The following is an 18149-nucleotide window of genomic DNA, read 5'->3' as shown; positions in this document are numbered from 1 at the left end:
AAAATTACTATATTGTCATAATTTTCAGGAAGCTGTGAGGTGCTCAGGATGAGAAAAATTAAAAAAGTATTGGCTGCCAACCGTGGAGAAATTGCTATCCGTATTTTTCGAGCTTGCAATGAATTGGATATTAAAACTGTTGCTATTTATTCAAAAGAGGATTACAAATCCTATCATCGATATAAAGCAGACGAAGCCTATTTAGTTGGTGCCGGTAAAAAGCCGATTGATGCCTATCTTGATATTGAAGGAATTATTGAGATTGCTAAGATGAGTGATGTAGATGCTATACATCCTGGATATGGTTTGCTCTCTGAAAATATCGAATTTGCAAAACGATGTGAAGAAGAGGGACTTATTTTTATTGGTCCTAAAACAAATCATCTCGATATGTTTGGAGATAAAGTAAAGGCAAAAGAGCAAGCGAAAATGGCAGGTATTCCTATTATTCCAGGAAGTGAAGGACCAGTTTCTGGTTTGGAAGAAGTTACGAAGTTTGGAGAAATCAATGGTTACCCGATTATTATAAAAGCTTCTCTCGGCGGCGGCGGAAGGGGTATGCGCATTGTTCGTAACCCAGAGGAAGTAGAAGAAGCCTATAACCGGGCAAAATCAGAGGCAAAAGCTGCTTTTGGCAATGATGAAGTTTACGTAGAAAAATTTATTGAGAATCCCAAGCATATTGAAGTTCAAATACTGGGTGATCAAAGCGGAAATATTGTCCATTTGTATGAAAGGGACTGCTCTGTGCAACGCCGTCACCAAAAAGTAGTCGAGGTAGCTCCATGTGTGTCACTTACCGATTCCTTACGAGAAAGGATATGTGACGCTGCAGTTCAATTAATGAAGAATGTAGAATATGTAAATGCGGGTACGGTAGAATTCCTTGTTTCTGGAGATGAATTTTTCTTTATCGAGGTAAACCCTCGTGTCCAGGTTGAGCATACAATCACTGAGATGATTACGGGCATTGATATTGTTCAATCTCAAATCAAGATTGCTGAGGGACACAGTTTACACGGTACTTCATTAAACATACCTAAACAAGACAATATACATATCAATGGGTATGCCATTCAGGCAAGGGTGACGACGGAAGATCCCTTAAATAATTTTATGCCGGATACAGGCCGAATTGCAGCTTATCGTTCTAGCGGCGGTTTTGGTGTTCGTCTGGATGCTGGAAATGCTTTTCATGGATCGGTTATTACACCATATTATGATTCCTTGCTTGTTAAAGTATCCACTCATGCTACCAGATTCGATCAGGCAGCTATAAAAATGCTGCGTAATTTAAGAGAATTCCGTGTCAGAGGAATTAAAACAAATATTCCTTTCCTTGAAAATGTGGTAAAGCATAAAAAATTTATTGCAGGAGAATACGATACATCATTCATCGATACAACACCTGAGCTTTTTGTTTTCTCTAACCGACAAGATCGTGGAACCAAAATGCTGAATTATATCGCTAATGTGACTGTCAATGGTTTTCCGGGCATAGGTGTTAAGGAGAAACCGGTTTTCGAAAAACCAAAAGTTCCCCAAACTCACGATTACTTAGCATCTCAGACAGGTACCAAGCAATTATTAGATAAACTGGGACCAGAGGGGCTGGCTCAATGGGTTAAAGAACAAAAAAATGTGTTAATCACAGATACTACATTCAGGGATGCACACCAATCACTTTTAGCTACCAGAGTGAGAACGAAGGATTTACAAGAGATTGCTGCACCAACCTCAAAGCTTATGCCGAATCTGTTTTCACTTGAAATGTGGGGGGGGGCAACATTTGATGTAGCCTACCGGTTCTTAAAGGAAGATCCATGGGAAAGATTATTATTACTTAGACAGGAAATCCCTAATGTATTATTCCAGATGCTCCTGCGCTCATCTAATGCAGTTGGCTATAAGAATTATCCTGATAATGTTATCCGGGAATTTGTTGAAAAATCTGCCTATGCGGGAATAGACGTATTCCGAATTTTTGATAGCCTTAACTGGGTTAAGGGAATGGAGAAGACAATTGATTATGTTCGCCAATCAGGAAAAATTGCCGAGGCAGCGATTTGCTATACAGGTGATATACTCGACCTAAGCAGGCAAAAATATGATGTGCAATACTATAGAAATCTTGCTAAAGAGCTAGAGGCACAGGGAGCACATCTATTAGCTATTAAAGATATGGCAGGCTTATTGAAGCCGGAAGCAGCCTACCGCCTGATTTCAGAGTTAAAAGATGCAGTTGACATACCGATCCAGCTTCATACACATGATACGAGCGGGAATGGTATCTATCAGTACGCACGAGCGATTGATGCCGGTGTGGATATCGTTGATACGGCACTTGGATCAATGGCTGGACTTACCTCACAGCCAAGCTTAAATTCTCTTTATTATGCATTGGAGGGTCATGAGAGGCAGCCGCAATTCGATATTAAGCCAGTCGAAAAGTTATCAGAGTATTGGGAAGGGGTCAGAAGTTACTATGCTGATTTTGAAAGTGGAATGAAGTCCCCCCATACAGAAATCTATGTACATGAAATGCCAGGCGGTCAATACTCCAACCTTCAGCAGCAAGCGAAAGCAGTTGGTTTAGGTGAACGCTGGGATGAAGTAAAAGAAATGTATCATCGAGTAAGTATGATGTTTGGTGATATTATCAAAGTAACACCATCGTCCAAGGTAGTAGGCGATATGGCTTTGTTTATGGTACAAAATGATTTGACAGAAAGTAGTGTGTTGGAGAAAGGCCATTTGATCGATTTCCCTGATTCAGTTATTGAATTGTTCAGCGGATATTTAGGACAGCCATATGGCGGTTTCCCTGAAGAACTTCAAAAGGTAATTCTAAAAAATAGATCTCCTATTACAGTTCGCCCAGGTGAGTTGCTTGAGGACGTGGATTTTGTGAAGATAAAGGAAGAGTTGTTTGAGAAAATCAAACGTCCAGTTACGATGTTTGATGCACTCGCTTATGCACTATATCCAAAAGTCTTCCTTGATTATGTGAACTCGAATAGTGAGTATGGCAATATAACAGAGTTAGATACACCAACGTTCCACTATGGACTTTCCATTGGAGAGGAAATAGAAGTGGAAATCGAAAAGGGAAAAACCTTAATTATTAAACTAATTTCAATTAGTGAGCCACGTATAGATGGCACAAGAATGGTTTATTTTGAACTCAATGGACAGGCTCGAGAAGTGGTAGTTAAGGACGAAAGTGTTAAAACTCTTATTCAGTCGAAACCAAAGCAGGACGTTTCCAATCCAAACCATATTGGTGCAACAATGCCTGGAACCGTGATGAAGGTATTAGTGTCTCATGGACAAAAAGTCAAAAAAGGAGACCATTTAATCATAACGGAGGCAATGAAAATGGAAACAACAGTTCAGGCACCATTTGACGGAGTCATCAAAGAGATTTATGTTAATGATGGAGAAGCCATACAGACGGGCGATTTGTTGATTGTGCTTGATAAATAAAACTAAAACACAATAAAAAGGAGCGTGGGTTTTTAACTCACGTTCCTTTTTATGTATTGGATTATTTCCCTAGTTTGTATAATGTGATGCAAAAGGATGATTTTATACATTCTAATCAGCTTGTTTTCCTAACAGACGGATTCGAGGCTTCTGCAGCTTTGCTTTTCCGTGATCTCGTTACAAGAAGGATAAAATAGGAAAAAACTCCAAATAAACAAGAAATCAATATGGCGTGTAAGAGGGCTACATACAAGTTTAAACGGGTATAAATGATAAAAGCACCTGCTATAACCTGTAAACTGACAAGAATAAGGGAGAGCGTCCATCCCCAGTATAAAACTTTTATATGGCGATAATTGCGCCAAGTATAGACGAAAATATATAAAATCCAGATAAAGATGAGGCCTGCAGCAGCGCGATGCCCCATTTGAATAAACTGATACATATTATGAGGGACTATAGTACCATCATTAAAACAAAGGGGCCACTCAGGACAGACGAGACTTGCTTCTGCGTGACGTACCAGCGCACCGGTATAGATAACAATATAGGAATAAATAAATAGAGCGATAATGTGAATGGACATTTTCCTCGGGATTATCAGCTTTTCCGCATCGAACTTTTTATCAACTTCAAAAATCAGTAGAGTTAAAAGTAGAACGGCGGCAAAAGAGATGAGTGATATCCCAAAATGCAAAGCCAGCACGAAATCAGAATGACTCCAAACGACGGCGGCAGCTCCCAGCAATGCTTGAATGATTAGAAATGCAATAGATAGGAGAGCAAGAAATTTGGTTTCTCTAATATGTCCAATGGCTTTCCATGACCAAATCGCTAATCCAACTACCATGAAGGATCCAAGGCCGGTAAAAAGACGGTGTGCGAATTCAATTAGTAGTGCGGGCGTGATATCCGTGGGAATCAATTCTCCGTTGCAAAGCGGCCAGGAGCGTCCACATCCTAAACCAGAATCTGTTTTTGTGACGAGCGCACCGCCGATTAAGATTACAAGCATGACAAAGGATGTCATAACGGCAAACCATTTCAAAGATTTTTGCATGTAAATCTAACACCTGCTTTGTTTTTATAAAATAGTAAGCTTAAACATTTGTTTCCTAATAACTGGAACCGTATAATGAGGTAAATATTACAAAGTTTGATAATCATTACTAACATATCATAAATAATTTTTACAATAATTACAAAGAAAAGTTTCTAAATAGTCAAAGAAATTATTTATTTAGTGATAATTGAAAATTCATGTAATTGTTTATAGTTGAAACTTAAAGAAGAGTTTGTTAGAAATAGAGAGGGGATTTAATTGGTTAAATAAGGTTTTCATACTTTCAATGTTACAAAAATATATTTACAGGATAAAATTACCACTATATAATGATTAGGTCACACTTATGACAAAAAATGGACAAATTATTTTCACAATAGAAGTGTAATCTGTGTTTAAATATATATTAGGCAAATTTTTCTATATAAATATCACTGTTATAATTTGTGAATATATCGCTTGAAACTAAAAGTTTGGAAATCTACTATTCAGATAGGAGGTAACAGCATGAAACCTAAACCGGCATCGCAGACCTCGTATGAAAACCAGAAGGGACTAGACGTGGAGAAGGATATGAACAGTACAGCATTTAAGGACTTTTTGGTATTAGTAAAGGTAGGCATCGTCAATTCAAATTTAATCACTGTTTTTGCAGGTATTTGGCTCGGTCTTTATTTTACTGACCAGAGTTTCCTAGGGAATCTTGATCTCGTTCTATATGGTGTTATAGGGTCAGCACTGATCATAGCTGGCGCTGGCAGCTTAAACAATTACATAGACCGGGATATCGACGTGTTTATGTCTCGTACAAAGAAGCGTCCGACAGTTACTGGGAAGGTGAACCCTATAAAAGTGTTGTATATGGGCCTGGCACTGGTGGTAACTGGATTATTGATTCTATTAATGGCTACTCCAATGGCAGCTTTTATGGGGTTACTTGGGGTATTGGCCTATGTATTGCTGTATACAATGTGGTCAAAAAGACGGTTTGTCTCAAATACTGTTATCGGCAGTTTTTCTGGTGCTATACCGCCACTAATTGGGTGGGCCGCCGTTGACCCAGGATTACATCCGATTGCCTGGGGATTATTTCTATTAATGTTTGTGTGGCAGCCTCCACATTTCTACGCATTGGCTATGAAGCGGACGGAGGAATACAGAGCGGCTGGAATTCCTATGCTGCCTGTAGTAAAAGGATTTAAAGAAACTAAGATTCATATGCTTATATGGGTAGCTTTATTGTTTCCAATTCCATTTATACTGAAACCAATCGGGGTTTCTTTTGTAGTTTTGGCAACAATTTTAAATATAGGTTGGCTTATATTAACTTTAAAGGGATTCTCATTAAAAAAGGAGTTTTCCAAAGAAGAAGATTTAAAGTGGGCCAATAAGATGTTCATTTATTCATTAAACTATATGACTATTTCTTTTGTGGCAATGGTCATTGTTTCTTTAATTAATCGTTTTTAACATTGGGGGTTCTTTCTTAAAGAAATTCAATATATAAGATGTTCCTTTGGAAAGAAGAAATTTTTTACGAAAGAGGGGTAATTATTTGCTATGAAAAAATGGCGCATTGCATCCTTAATTGCTGTTTTGATGCTAATACTTTCGGGTTGTGGAAAGCCGTATCTATCAGCATTGGATCCAGCAGGTGAGGTAGCGAAGAAACAGTATGATTTAATGATACTCAGTACTGCCATTATGGTATTGGTAATCATTGTTGTTGTTATTCTTTTTGTACTTGCAATTTTAAAATTTCGTCGTAAAAAGGGAGATAATACAATCCCTAAGCAAATTGAGGGTAACCACAAATTAGAAATACTTTGGACGGTTATCCCGATTGTTTTATTAATCATCCTTGCAGTTCCAACGATTTATTATACATTTGATTTTGCAGATGTATCTGCCAAGGATGAAAAGGATAAGGATGGGAATCCTACAGCCTTAACTGTAAATGTAAGGGCTAATTATTACTGGTGGGAGTTTGAATATCCTGGCGAAGGTATCATGACAGGGCAAGAACTTGTTGTTCCAACTGATGAAAAGGTTTACTTTAATTTAACAGCGTCAGATGTAAAGCATTCCTTTTGGATTCCTTCAGCTGGGGGTAAGCTTGATACGAACACAGAGGGAGAAAATAGCTTCTGGCTTGAGTTTGATGATGGAAAAAGTGAAGAAGCCGGCAGGATTTTTTATGGAAAATGTGCTGAATTATGTGGGGCTTCCCATGCATTAATGGATTTCAAAGTGAAAGCTTTGCCAAGGGATGAATTTGACCAATGGGTAGCCAGCATGAAAGAAACAAAGCACACGGAAGTAAAACTTACTGATGCAACAGCAAGTGAAGGCCAGGAAATTTTCAATAAAAGCTGTATCGGATGTCATGCGATCGATTCCAATGATCAGCGACCGGAGCAGGCTCGATTAGCACCTAATCTATCAAATTTTGCTGATCGTGAAGTAGTAGCGGGTTATTTGGAAAATAATGAAGAAAATGTGAAGAAGTGGCTTAAGGATCCGGAGTCAGTTAAAGAAGGAAACAAAATGACTGACACTTACGGAGAGCTTTCTGATTCACAAATCGATGCGCTTACTAAGTACCTGGAAACCTTATCGCAAAAATAAGAGTTTGCTAGTTTTCAAAGGGGAGGTTAAAACGTGAGTACTATTGCTCAAAAAAAGGGGTTTCTTAGTGTCATTTGGGATTATTTAACGACTGTTGACCATAAGAAAATTGCCAAGCTCTATATCTTTGCAGGTGGATTTTTCTTCTTGCTGGGTGGGCTTGAGGCAATGTTTATAAGAATTCAGCTTGTAAAGCCAGAAAATGATTTTATCAGTGGTGGAATGTTTAACCAAATTATTACCATGCATGGAACAACCATGATTTTCCTTGCCGCCATGCCTTTATTGCTTGGATTTATGAATGCGATTATGCCGCTGCAAATCGGGGCTAGAGACGTAGCATTTCCATTTTTAAATTCATTAGGTTTTTGGTTGTTTTTCTTTGGAGGAGTCTTTTTAAACTTATCCTGGTTTATGGGCGGAGCGCCTGATGCCGGATGGACATCTTATGCAACTCTATCATTGGCTTCTGAAGGTCACGGTATAGATTTTTACATACTTGGACTTCAGATATCAGGTATGGGCTCGTTAATAGGGGGAATTAACTTCCTGGCCACAATTATTAATATGAGAGCACCTGGAATGACGTTTATGCGTATGCCGCTTTTCACGTGGACAACATTTGTGGCATCTGCCTTAATTCTATTTGCTTTCCCGCCGCTTACAGTTGGTTTGACACTAATGATGTTTGACCGTATGTTTGGTTCCAGTTTCTTTGTAACGGCTTTGGGTGGAAATACAATTATTTGGGAACATTTATTCTGGATCTTTGGACATCCGGAAGTATATATTTTGGTTCTTCCGGCATTCGGAATATTCTCTGAAATTATTCCAACATTCTCGAGAAAGAGATTATTTGGATACTCATCTATGGTCTTTGCAACCATTTTAATCGGTTTCCTAGGATTCATGGTATGGGCTCACCATATGTTTACGGTTGGTCTTGGGCCAGTCGCAAATGCGATATTCGCAGTAGCAACAATGGCGATAGCTGTTCCGACTGGTATAAAGATCTTCAACTGGATTTTCACGATGTGGGGTGGTCAGATTACGTTTACGACCCCTATGTTATACGCCGTTGCATTTATTCCATCTTTTGTAATGGGTGGAGTAACGGGAATTATGAATGCTGCAGCTCCGGCTGACTATCAGTATCATGATAGCTATTTCGTTGTTGCCCATTTCCACTATGTTATCGTCGGTGGAGTAGTTCTGGCCTTGTTGGCAGGTACACATTTTTACTGGCCAAAAATATTCGGTACAGTATTGAATGAATTCATGGGTAAAATCACATTCTGGTTATTCCTAATCGGATTCCATTTAACATTCTTTGTTCAACATTTCCTTGGATTAATGGGAATGCCTAGACGTGTTTTCACTTATTTGGACGGACAGGGATGGGATAATGGCAACTTAATATCTACTGTCGGTGCATTCATGATGGCTGTAGCAGTCATTATATTATTGGTTAATATCGTAGTTACTTCAGTTAAAAATGTTAAAGTCGGTAATGACCCATGGCAAGATGGACGTACACTTGAGTGGGCAATTTCTTCACCGGCTCCTGAATACAACTTTGAAAGATTACCATTAGTAAGAGGATATGATGCATGGTGGCTTGAAAAAATGGAAGGTAGAAATGCGATGACACCGGCTGAACCTCTTGGTGATATCCATATGCCTAACAATTCAATTCTTCCTGTTATTATTTCTTTTGGATTGTTTGTTGCTGCATTTGGAGCACTTTATAATGCAACGGATAAAGAATGGACAGTCCCGGTAATGGTGATTGGTTTGTTGATTACCTTTATAGCTATGCTCATCCGTTCCGTTAAAGATGATCATGGGTATCATATCCATAAAGAAGATTTGGTATCTTCTAATGCTAAAAGTGATAAGGGGGTTGAGGTGTAATGAATGCAGGGCAAAAATTCACACCAGAAACATGGCCATCTCACCCTGAGAAACATACAGATGACGGAAAGCATAAATTTTTAGGTTTTTGGCTTTTCCTCGCTGCAGAGACAGTGCTTTTTGCTTCATTATTTGCAACATACTTAGCTCTGAAAGATAGTGTACCGCCTAATAAGGAAATGACTCTAGCCAAAGATTTATTTGATATGCCGCTGGCGTTTATTGCTACTATGCTGCTGTTAACCAGCTCATTAACAAGTGTTTATGCGATGTATCATATGAGAAACTACGATTTTAAACAAATGCAGTTTTGGCTGTTAATCACTGTTTTATTAGGGGCTGCTTTCCTGGGCTTAGAAATCTATGAATTTAATCATTATGTGCATGAATATCATCACACATTTACAGGTTCTGCATTTGGATCCGCCTTCTACACATTAGTCGGCTTCCATGGTGCCCATGTAACCTTTGGACTATTGTGGATTATTACGTTAATGCTCCGTAATTCGAAACGTGGCTTAAATCTGTATAATGCTCCGAAATTTTATGTTGCGAGCCTATACTGGCATTTTATCGACGTTGTATGGGTATTCATTTTTACAGTCGTTTACTTAATGGGAATGGTGGGGTGATGATAAATGGAAAATCAACCTAAAACACATCTTAGTAAAGAAGCTCTTAAATATAGACGTAAGAAAAATGCGGAAGATATGAAGATGCAGGTTATTACATTTATTATGATGATCTTTCTAACCTTAATTGCGTTCTTTGCAGTAGGTTATGATGGATTTTCCAAGTGGTTCGTTTTACCATTCATCTTGTTGCTTGCGGTAATCCAAGTCATTTTTCAGCTCTATTATTTCATGCATATGAATAAAGAAGGTCATGGAACGATGGCAGGATTTATGTATACCGGGTTACTGATCGGTGTGACTACTATCCTTGCATTTGTATTAATTGTGTGGATTTAAGATGGAATCGGCTTAACTTGTTAAGCCGATTTTTTTTAGAAACTAAAACTATATGATTTCTGGGTTATTTGATATTTTCTTGTGAATTTCTGGGCAGGAAAACTAATTATGAGGTGAGATAAATGGAATTAGATATATTTGGATTTAGGGCCCTATGGAGTCCTTACCTGTTCCTCGTGACACTATTGATCATAGCCTTCTATTTTTATATCACCTATTTTAAAGCAGGTGACCAATTTAAAAAGAAAGAAGCTGTATACTTCTCGATAGCTATGATTCTTTTATACATGATAAAGGGGTCGCCAATAGATTTATTGGGACATCTTTCTTTTACGGTTCATATGGTTCAAATGGCTTTTTTATTTTTAGTTATTCCACCATTTTTTCTATTGGGATTGCCGGATTGGTTACTAAAAAAGTTCGTATTTAAAAAATGGTTTTTAATGATTACACAACCATTAATAACATTGATTTTCTTTAATGGACTGTTTTCTTTTTACCATGTTCCGTCAATTTTTGATATCGTCAAAGTCAATATGTTGCTTCATGGGCTTTTCACAGTGGTATTGTTTATTTCCTCGCTGTTCATGTGGTGGCATCTAGTTAATAAAATCGAAGAAAGCCAGCGATTATCAGGATTAAAGAAAATTGGCTATATCTTTGCCAATGGTATATTAATTACACCGGCCTGTGCGCTTATCATCTTTTCTAAAGATCCCATGTATGCAACCTATGCAGATCCAGCTGTATGGATGGAGGCGATGAAATTGTGTGTTCCTGCCGGTACCTTATCCACTTTGGACTTAAGCAGTCCTCAAATGTTTATAAATATGCCGGCTGTTGAAGATCAGCAAACAGGCGGTGTAATTATGAAAATAATTCAAGAAATAGTATATGGAATTATCCTGGCTACAACTTTCTTCACTTGGTTTAAAGAAGATACCAAACATGCGGATGCAGAAACAAAACGTTTTATGGAGGCAAATCCGCATTTAGGGAACTAATTAATAATAGTGAAACTTTAGTGAATACTGTAAAATAATTTGAGTTTTCAAATTTAGTATTTTACAATTATAGAGTTAACAGAATAAGTAAAGTGAGGTTCCACCATTATGAGCAGTTCATTACCAGTCCTGCCTACGATCAGCACGGCTTGTATCGTAATCAGCGCAATCCTTGTAGGCTTTGGAGTATGGCAAGTAAAAAAAGGGAATATAAAGGTCCACGAAAAATTAATGTTTTGGGCAGCTGTTTTTGCAGTTGTGTTCTTCATTATTTATGCAAGCAGAACGTTATTTATAGGGAACACGGCATTTGGAGGACCTGAATCAATAAAAATTTACTATACAATCTTTTTAATCTCACATATTACATTGGCTACAATAGGAGCCGTAATGGGGATTATCAGTCTGTATTATGGTTTTAAAGGGAAGATTGAGAAACATCGAAAAATCGCTCCGCCTACAAGCGTCATTTGGATGGTGAACGCGGTTGCTGGTGTCACTGTATATTTATTGCTTTATGTAATATACGAAGGTGGTAAAACAACAAGTGTATTTAAAGCGATTATTGGTTCATAAAAAATAAAAGTTGCATAGGTAAAACGGGTCGTCTCATAGAATTAGAGATGACCTTTTTTCGTTTCTTTCTTTTACATGGCGGCTTAGGAATGGATTTTGTCAGGACTGGCTGATGTTTATCATAGGCTTTATTTAGAGGCAATTAATCGGAGGTGCGGTAATGAAACAAATTAGGACTAATCGCATTCTTATCTTTCCTTGTTCCATCTCATTGGCTAAGTCCCTTATTTTGTACCCGTATGATTTCAAAATGGTATCGCCGGTAATTGTTCCTGAATCTTTCCCATCTGATCGCGTAAAATGTATACTCCCTCTTTTAATAGAATTATATGAATTGGAAGGTGGGGATGTAGGTTGGTGGATCTGTTTTATTATTGATTTGCAAAGCCAAAAATTCATTGGAGAATTGGAGTTGGAGGGAGAAGGTGAAAAATTAACCTTTTCCTTAAGCTTTACAGATGCTCAGATAGAAAAAGAGTTTGTTTCTGAAGTTATGGAGGGTTTTTTCTATTATATTCATAAAATAGGGATTGCCCAAATGATCCAAACAGAAATAGCAGATAAACGTTTTTATTATAAGGAAACCTTAAAAAAGTATGGATTTAAAGCAGTGGGAGTGGAGGGGGATTATTGTTTAATGAGAAAAAAAATAAAATAAGCCTGCGGAGATCATACAATCTGCAGGCTTATTTAATAATCCTTTATTCCACTTCTACAAATATATCCAGTTCAGCTTTAACTGCCGCAAGAACTGTCTCGCATTGTTTTTGAAGAGATGTAGGAAAATGCTCTGTTTCACCATATTCAACACCATGTGGATAATAGTGTTTACCTAGGACTGGTGTCATGAGTTGGATAGTTGCCCGATGTGCACCTACGTCACCTTCAACCGCATAGCCAAAGACACGTAAATAAAAAGTGCCATCCCTTAATTCATATTTCTTATCGTAGGATACGCGTTCGTAATCCCATTGTTCGGCTCTGACTAAACCGTTTTCACTCATAACCTCATCTAGCCTGTTAAGGTTAACTTGGTATTTTTCAAGTCCTGTATTTTCAAATCTCATCTTATTTCCTCCTATCCCCTTTTAGAAAATGCTTTGTTCGGTATGAAACAAGTTTTGGAAATTCTCAATTTTAATTTTAGTATTATTTTACCTTATCTGCAATAAATTGTTCTTTTATAGAGGCAGAAAGGTAAATTCGTTCATTTTGCTATCCAATATGTTTATATTATACTTATTTTTCATTGTTTACATTTAAGTGATAGGTTTGTTTGAATTCTAATGGTATAATAAAAAAATATAAAGTAAGAATGACAGGAGGGACCACCTCTGAAATTGGTCTTTAGGGTTTTCTTTAGTTTAATTTTAATCACCATCTTCGGCATCTATGTAACGGTTAAAGATGATGTCAAAGAAAATACAGCTATCATTGATCAAAATTCCGTTAATGAAAATACAATGGAAACTTCGGATAAGATTAAAGAATTAACAGATAACGAATCCAGACCTGAACAGGGTGTATCTAAATGGATTGGTAAAACCAGTAATCAGTTACTGGATGAATATGGGGAGCCAGACCGTATTGATCCTTCAGCTTATGGATATAACTGGTGGATCTATAATGATACATTAAGTAAGTATATACAATTTGGCGTAAACGAAAAAGATAAAAAAATTGTAACCCTATACAGTTCAGCAGAAGATATTAATTTATATCCATTCTTTATTGATCAAACAGTGGAGTCCTTGTATAAGGAATTGAATATGAATAGTTATATAGAACTGAATTGGAAAGGCACTGAATATCGTTTCGAGTTGTCGGAAGAAGATCTTCATTATCGCCCTCTAATAAAGTTTGGCGATATGTATGCTCAGGTTTATTTGGATAAAATTCTCGGTCAGGTATCAGGTGTGAGGTTTATGGATGCAAAGACATTGATTATGCATAAGCCATATGAGCTGACATACCGTGGAGAATTGGATGAACCTGAAGAGTTAACGGATGAAGAATGGAAGCTGGTTGAAGAAGGAAGTCAGCAGCAAATTCTTGATTTGACAAATATCATACGAACACGTTTTGACTTAGGTACCCTTGAATTTGATGAAAAAATTTCAGCTGTGGCATTTAAACATAGCGAAGACATGATGGTGAATGAGTATTTCGATCATGTATCACCCGATGATAAAGATGTTGGTGATCGTTTGAAGGAAGGCGGTGTTTCTTACTACTCAGCTGGCGAAAACATAGCTGCTCAGTATACAGATGCAATTGCGGCTGTTGAAGGATGGTTAAATAGTAAAGGGCACAGAGATATAATGTTAAATGAAGATTTTACGCGCCTTGGTGTGGGAGTATATAAAAGATACTATACTCAAAACTTTGTTGCGTTATCTGATTAAATGATACAAAAAAGAGCACTGAAGGAAAGTATTTCTCCTCAGTGCTCTTTTTTGTGTGTAAATATTATTTGTATAAAGGAAGTCTATGTGCGGAATTCTTTGGAAATATGCATCACTTTTCTATATTTCGAAACATATACTACCCTAGGCGTATGTCATGTGGTGAGGTGAAATTAAATGGATGATTCCAAATTGCATCCTTCTGTCCAGGATTTTAAGCTTTTTCTTAAGAGTAATCCGAAAATCGTAAAAGATGTAAGAATGGGTAAGAAAACATGGCAGGAAATTTATGAAGATTGGTCTTTGCTGGGTGATCAGGATGAAGTGTGGAATGAATATAAAGAGGAAAAAAAGGAAAAGGATGAGACTGAAAAAACAGATAAGGGCGAGTTTATTTCGCAGCTTTTAAATCAACTTAAAAAAATGGACCCTGATCAAATTCAAAAACAAATTGGGAATTTTAGTCAGGTTTTAGGAGTGGTTCAGGGAGTCATGTCTCAATTTCAATCTTCCGGACAATCAGAAAGTGCACCACCTTCCGTCCAGAATAATCATCCTTTCAAATTTCGGCAAGATTAGCTAGGTAGGAGTGAGAGCTTGAGACAAGATATCTATGAATTAATTGAGGCAGATGAAGATTTACTGAGTTTTTTGAGGCAACAACCAATCTGGTACAGACGTTTGTGCAGAAATCCACAGGATTTTTCGAAATTTGATACTGAAGCTAAGTACTTTTTTAAAAAAACGATTCCGGATCGTGTTCATCAGCTTTCAAACAGCGTTCAAATGGCTTCTATGATGGTTTCGATGTTTCAGTCAATGAATACTGGTGAATAACGGTTCCTAAAAAAATGAGGACGTTCTGTAAGAGTAGATGAAGTAAGGGGTGTTTGGCAGCGAATTACTTCTTCTACTTACCAAAGTAATAGGGGACAAGCCATATATCTTTTATAGGTGGATAATATTTCTAAGTTATAGCATCCTTGGATATTACATGGTATGATAAAGTTGGAGGTGAGTATTTTCATGCTTGCTACTATTGAAACGGTTGAAATCATTGACCATGCTGAACAATTGGCTAAAGATATAATGAACTCAGATATAGCTAAGCAATACTTTTTAAGTTTAACTCAGATGTATAAGGATAAAACGGCCCAGAAAAAAATTCAAGCGTTTAATTCTTTAAAGGACGCTTACGAAGAAGTACAGCGTTTCGGAAGATACCATCCGGATTATCGTACTGTCTCTAAAGCAATTCGTGAGGCTAAAAGAGAAATGGACCTTCATCCATCTGTTATTGAATATAAACAGGCTGAAACAAACTTACAGCAATTACTTGATGAAATTAGTATGCTGATTGGTCATTCAGTATCCCCTCATATAAAAGTCCCGACAGGAAATCCGTTTTTTGAATCATCCTGTAGCGGAGGCTGTGGCAGCGGAGGAAGCTGTGGATGTTCCTGATAGGAACGAGAAAAAAAGGCAATCCCAGAACAAATGGGGTTGCCTTTTGGTATATGGCCGAAATTAGATTTTGTAGCAACTAATACAAACGTTGAGGTTGTATGATAAACCTATCCGATTCTCCATAGGAAAGTGGGATCGATATCTTTTCTATTATGCAGTTTCATTTAAAGTACTCTTATCATACTTGATATAAACTCTGATAGTGCAGACCTATCCAAGGAGATAATCGAGTTAGTTGCAATCTCTAGATTTATTCACTAATTCTGCATAGCATTTCTAAATATTGATACATCTTTTAGTAATATGGTACACTAAATATAAATTGCATCCTAAAGGGGTATGTATATGTTTGTAGAAAGGCAAAGCCTGATTGTTTGGCTGCATAGTCTAAAACAAGTGAAAACTCTGCGTAAAACAGGCAATCTGCATTATGTTTCCCGCAAATTAAAATATGCCGTATTATATGTAAATATGGACGAAATAGAAGCAGTTTCAGAAAAATTATCTTCCTATGCTTTTGTCAAAAAAGTTGAATTTTCTCAAAAACCTTTTATTAAAACTGAATTTGAGAGTAAAAAGCATGAAAAAGAAAAGGAAGAATATAGAATAGGCATTTAAAGAAAACCGGATCCTAATGGGTCCGGTTTTTCTTTATTGCCATGGGGGTAAAAAACGGTTCATGCGCAGGATACCTATTAAATACTGATAATAAAGGTCAGGGTCAGCAAAAGTAGATGAATGCCTAACTTCCAACGATATAATTTCTTTACCTTGCTCCTTGGCTGCTTGGTCAAAAAGTTCATAACGCTTGCTTGGCTTATTAACTAAAACAGGTATTCCTTCTCTGCAAATATAAAGTGGGATGAAGTCGCCATAGCTTGATTTTTTCATAACCAATACAAACGACATGACTTTGCCGCTAGGTCCCTCTGACTGTAAGCATAAAAAATAATTGATTCGATATTGATTAGCCTTTGCTAATTCCAATAGCTCATAAAGGTCAGAATATCCGGGGCCTAGTTCTATAAAACGTTGATTCATTCTTGTTTTTCCTCCTGTAAATCGGATATTGATAAGTGTATCATAATCCGGTCTAGTTCATCAGGAATATAAATGTATCCCAATAAAGTGTTCGAATCAACTGTTCTATTAATCAAATTAGTTATTTTTGAAACTGTCCACCTTGTTCACTGTGGAAAAAATGGGTGTCGGTTGATCTGTAGTTAATTCACCTAAAAGAAAAGCCCTGGCACACATAGGCGCCAGGGCTTCCTTCTACGCGCTTTTACAAACGCAGAAGGCAAAGGGAGAGGAGAAACCGGAGGAAGAACTTATGGGGAAACGTAAGTCTTCTCCGCGGTTGGCAACAACACCTCTGAAGATGTTGTTGTTAGTAGTATGACCAAATCAACCTGAACTATTCACTGATCGCAGAAATTTGATTTCTATTTGTGAAATCAAGATTTTGTGGTAGGATATTTTAGAAAGTTGAATACATATGAAATTTGGTGACAGATTATGCGAGTCATTTCAGGTACTTGTAAAGGAAGGCCATTAAAGGCTGTTCCAGGCATGACAACCCGGCCAACAACGGACAAAGTAAAAGAATCTTTATTTAATATTGTAGGACCATATTTTGAAGGTGGAGCGGTTCTGGATTTATTTTCAGGAAGCGGATCCCTTGGGCTTGAAGCCTTGAGCAGAGGAATGGAAAAAGGAGTTTTTGTTGATAAGGACTCAAAAGCTATTCAAATTATTAAAACGAATATCAGTTCATGTAAATTCGAAAGTCAATCCGAGGTACATAGGAGTGATGCTTTAAGATCATTAAAAGCTCTTGGAAAGAGAAAAGCTCAATTTGACCTCATTTTTATGGATCCTCCCTATAAAATAGCTAATATGATACCTGTTCTTATTGAAGAAATCGAAAGTGCTGAATTATTGGCAGAAGACGGTATGATAATATGCGAACATGGAGAAGAATTAACGTTGCCTGAAAAGATTGGTAATTTTACTAAGTTCCGTGTTGAAAAGTATGGCATTACGGCTGTGTCCTTTTTTGAGCGTTAAATATTTATAGAAATGGGGGGAGAATAGTGAAAAAAATAGCTGTATGTCCTGGAAGTTTTGATCCTATAACATATGGACATCTTGATATTATTCAAAGAGGAGCAAACATATTTGACGAAATATATGTCGGTGTCCTTCATAATTCTGCTAAAAAATCTCTATTTACTGTGGAGGAGAGAGTGCAAATCATTGAAGAAGCAACTGCCCATATACCAAATGTGAAAGTGGATAGCTTTCAGGGGTTGCTCGTGGATTATGCTAAGGCAAGAAATGCAAATGCAGTCATCCGAGGGTTGAGAGCCGTTTCTGACTTCGAGTATGAGATGCAAATCACCTCTATGAATCGCTTATTAAACGATCAAATTGAAACATTCTTTATCATGACAAATAATCAATATTCTTTTTTGAGCTCATCGATCGTAAAAGAAGTAGCGAAGTACGGTGGAGATGTTTCAGAGCTTGTTCCTGAATGTGTACAAAAACGGCTGAGAATAAAGATGTCTGAATAAAATGTACTCATTTATATTGCTGTTAAAAAGAAGCCAATCCTACTTAAATTAGGGAT

At 37.3% G+C, this 18149-nt stretch carries 19 protein-coding genes; 16 read left to right on the top strand and 3 right to left on the bottom strand.

The window, feature by feature from the left end; genetic code table 11:
- Positions 1-48: 48 nt before the first annotated feature.
- Complete coding sequence (gene pyc, locus A8L44_RS02070) at positions 49-3486, top strand: pyruvate carboxylase (protein ID WP_066100794.1); 3438 nt, start codon at positions 49-51, stop codon at positions 3484-3486.
- A gap of 115 nt (positions 3487-3601) precedes the next feature.
- Here the strand turns inward: pyc and A8L44_RS02065 are convergent, their stop codons facing one another.
- Entirely contained in the window at positions 3602-4546 is a 945-nt protein-coding gene (locus tag A8L44_RS02065; RefSeq protein ID WP_066100791.1) for a COX15/CtaA family protein, read from the bottom strand.
- A 510-nt stretch (positions 4547-5056) separates the two neighbouring features.
- Between A8L44_RS02065 and cyoE the strand changes: the two genes are divergently transcribed.
- From cyoE to A8L44_RS02025, 8 genes are all read left to right on the top strand, one after another.
- Entirely contained in the window at positions 5057-6019 is a 963-nt protein-coding gene (cyoE, locus tag A8L44_RS02060) for a heme o synthase (protein ID WP_175354215.1), read from the top strand.
- 90 nt (positions 6020-6109) lie between these two features.
- The gene (gene coxB / locus A8L44_RS02055) at positions 6110-7177 is read left to right on the top strand and encodes a cytochrome c oxidase subunit II (protein WP_066100788.1); all 1068 of its coding nucleotides are present in this window, start codon (positions 6110-6112) and stop codon (positions 7175-7177) included.
- 33 nt (positions 7178-7210) lie between these two features.
- On the top strand, positions 7211-9091 hold the full coding sequence (gene ctaD, locus A8L44_RS02050; protein ID WP_066100787.1) for a cytochrome c oxidase subunit I: 1881 nt from the start codon (positions 7211-7213) through the stop codon (positions 9089-9091).
- A complete protein-coding gene (locus A8L44_RS02045) occupies positions 9091-9723 on the top strand; it encodes a cytochrome (ubi)quinol oxidase subunit III (RefSeq protein WP_066100784.1) in 633 nt (210 codons plus the stop codon). Before ctaD ends, A8L44_RS02045 begins: the two co-directional genes overlap by 1 nt.
- Before the next feature lie 6 nt (positions 9724-9729).
- The gene (gene ctaF / locus A8L44_RS02040; protein ID WP_066100781.1) at positions 9730-10062 is read left to right on the top strand and encodes a cytochrome c oxidase subunit IVB; all 333 of its coding nucleotides are present in this window, start codon (positions 9730-9732) and stop codon (positions 10060-10062) included.
- Positions 10063-10184: 122 nt separating this feature from the next.
- Positions 10185-11066: a cytochrome c oxidase assembly factor CtaG gene (gene ctaG / locus A8L44_RS02035; protein ID WP_066100778.1), complete on the top strand. Its 882-nt coding sequence runs from the start codon at positions 10185-10187 to the stop codon at positions 11064-11066.
- 108 nt (positions 11067-11174) lie between these two features.
- Positions 11175-11642, top strand: a complete 468-nt coding sequence (locus tag A8L44_RS02030; RefSeq protein ID WP_066100775.1) for a DUF420 domain-containing protein — start codon at positions 11175-11177, stop codon at positions 11640-11642.
- 160 nt (positions 11643-11802) lie between these two features.
- Positions 11803-12300, top strand: a complete 498-nt coding sequence (locus A8L44_RS02025; protein WP_066100772.1) for a hypothetical protein — start codon at positions 11803-11805, stop codon at positions 12298-12300.
- 43 nt (positions 12301-12343) lie between these two features.
- Here A8L44_RS02025 and A8L44_RS02020 read toward each other — a convergent pair whose 3' ends face one another.
- Positions 12344-12709, bottom strand: coding sequence for a YugN family protein (locus tag A8L44_RS02020; RefSeq protein ID WP_066100769.1), 366 nt, complete (start codon positions 12707-12709; stop codon positions 12344-12346).
- Between the two features lie 273 nt (positions 12710-12982).
- Between A8L44_RS02020 and A8L44_RS02015 the strand changes: the two genes are divergently transcribed.
- From A8L44_RS02015 to A8L44_RS01995, 5 genes are all read left to right on the top strand, one after another.
- A complete protein-coding gene (locus tag A8L44_RS02015; protein ID WP_139063788.1) occupies positions 12983-14047 on the top strand; it encodes a CAP domain-containing protein in 1065 nt (354 codons plus the stop codon).
- Between the two features lie 177 nt (positions 14048-14224).
- Positions 14225-14626 (top strand): spore coat protein YlbD, encoded by a 402-nt coding sequence (gene ylbD, locus A8L44_RS02010; protein WP_066100766.1) that lies wholly within the window; start codon positions 14225-14227, stop codon positions 14624-14626.
- Between the two features lie 18 nt (positions 14627-14644).
- On the top strand, positions 14645-14884 hold the full coding sequence (locus A8L44_RS02005; RefSeq protein ID WP_066100764.1) for a YlbE-like family protein: 240 nt from the start codon (positions 14645-14647) through the stop codon (positions 14882-14884).
- Positions 14885-15073: 189 nt separating this feature from the next.
- The gene (locus A8L44_RS02000; protein WP_066100761.1) at positions 15074-15511 is read left to right on the top strand and encodes a YlbF family regulator; all 438 of its coding nucleotides are present in this window, start codon (positions 15074-15076) and stop codon (positions 15509-15511) included.
- A gap of 348 nt (positions 15512-15859) precedes the next feature.
- Positions 15860-16132, top strand: coding sequence for a YlbG family protein (locus A8L44_RS01995; protein WP_066100758.1), 273 nt, complete (start codon positions 15860-15862; stop codon positions 16130-16132).
- A 33-nt stretch (positions 16133-16165) separates the two neighbouring features.
- Here A8L44_RS01995 and A8L44_RS01990 read toward each other — a convergent pair whose 3' ends face one another.
- A complete protein-coding gene (locus A8L44_RS01990; protein WP_066100755.1) occupies positions 16166-16555 on the bottom strand; it encodes a DUF7147 family protein in 390 nt (129 codons plus the stop codon).
- Between the two features lie 477 nt (positions 16556-17032).
- Here A8L44_RS01990 and rsmD point away from each other — a divergent pair, with 477 nt between their 5' ends.
- Positions 17033-17584: a 16S rRNA (guanine(966)-N(2))-methyltransferase RsmD gene (rsmD, locus tag A8L44_RS01985; protein WP_066100754.1), complete on the top strand. Its 552-nt coding sequence runs from the start codon at positions 17033-17035 to the stop codon at positions 17582-17584.
- A gap of 26 nt (positions 17585-17610) precedes the next feature.
- Positions 17611-18093 (top strand): pantetheine-phosphate adenylyltransferase, encoded by a 483-nt coding sequence (gene coaD / locus A8L44_RS01980; protein ID WP_066100752.1) that lies wholly within the window; start codon positions 17611-17613, stop codon positions 18091-18093.
- The last annotated feature ends 56 nt before the right edge of the window (positions 18094-18149 follow it).

Origin of the sequence: Bacillus sp. FJAT-27986 (genome assembly GCF_001685035.1) — a bacterium.
Taxonomy (GTDB): domain Bacteria; phylum Bacillota; class Bacilli; order Bacillales; family Pradoshiaceae; genus Pradoshia.
The sequence above is the reverse complement of the archived record's forward strand: the minus strand, read 5'-3'. Positions and strand labels throughout refer to the sequence as shown.

What these genes read in the sequence shown, in the direction of transcription:
- A8L44_RS02000 (WP_066100761.1), top strand. Translation starts at nt 15,074, where the DNA reads ATGCTTGCTACTATTGAAACGGTTGAAATCATTGACCATGCTGAACAA.
- coxB (WP_066100788.1), top strand. Translation starts at nt 6,110, where the DNA reads ATGAAAAAATGGCGCATTGCATCCTTAATTGCTGTTTTGATGCTAATA.
- pyc (WP_066100794.1), top strand. Translation starts at nt 49, where the DNA reads ATGAGAAAAATTAAAAAAGTATTGGCTGCCAACCGTGGAGAAATTGCT.
- A8L44_RS02025 (WP_066100772.1), top strand. Translation starts at nt 11,803, where the DNA reads ATGAAACAAATTAGGACTAATCGCATTCTTATCTTTCCTTGTTCCATC.
- ctaF (WP_066100781.1), top strand. Translation starts at nt 9,730, where the DNA reads ATGGAAAATCAACCTAAAACACATCTTAGTAAAGAAGCTCTTAAATAT.
- A8L44_RS01990 (WP_066100755.1), bottom strand. Translation starts at nt 16,555, where the DNA reads ATGAATCAACGTTTTATAGAACTAGGCCCCGGATATTCTGACCTTTAT.
- A8L44_RS02045 (WP_066100784.1), top strand. Translation starts at nt 9,091, where the DNA reads ATGAATGCAGGGCAAAAATTCACACCAGAAACATGGCCATCTCACCCT.
- ctaG (WP_066100778.1), top strand. Translation starts at nt 10,185, where the DNA reads ATGGAATTAGATATATTTGGATTTAGGGCCCTATGGAGTCCTTACCTG.
- A8L44_RS02020 (WP_066100769.1), bottom strand. Translation starts at nt 12,709, where the DNA reads ATGAGATTTGAAAATACAGGACTTGAAAAATACCAAGTTAACCTTAAC.
- A8L44_RS01995 (WP_066100758.1), top strand. Translation starts at nt 15,860, where the DNA reads ATGTTTGTAGAAAGGCAAAGCCTGATTGTTTGGCTGCATAGTCTAAAA.
- A8L44_RS02030 (WP_066100775.1), top strand. Translation starts at nt 11,175, where the DNA reads ATGAGCAGTTCATTACCAGTCCTGCCTACGATCAGCACGGCTTGTATC.
- cyoE (WP_175354215.1), top strand. Translation starts at nt 5,057, where the DNA reads ATGAAACCTAAACCGGCATCGCAGACCTCGTATGAAAACCAGAAGGGA.
- ylbD (WP_066100766.1), top strand. Translation starts at nt 14,225, where the DNA reads ATGGATGATTCCAAATTGCATCCTTCTGTCCAGGATTTTAAGCTTTTT.
- rsmD (WP_066100754.1), top strand. Translation starts at nt 17,033, where the DNA reads ATGCGAGTCATTTCAGGTACTTGTAAAGGAAGGCCATTAAAGGCTGTT.
- A8L44_RS02065 (WP_066100791.1), bottom strand. Translation starts at nt 4,546, where the DNA reads ATGCAAAAATCTTTGAAATGGTTTGCCGTTATGACATCCTTTGTCATG.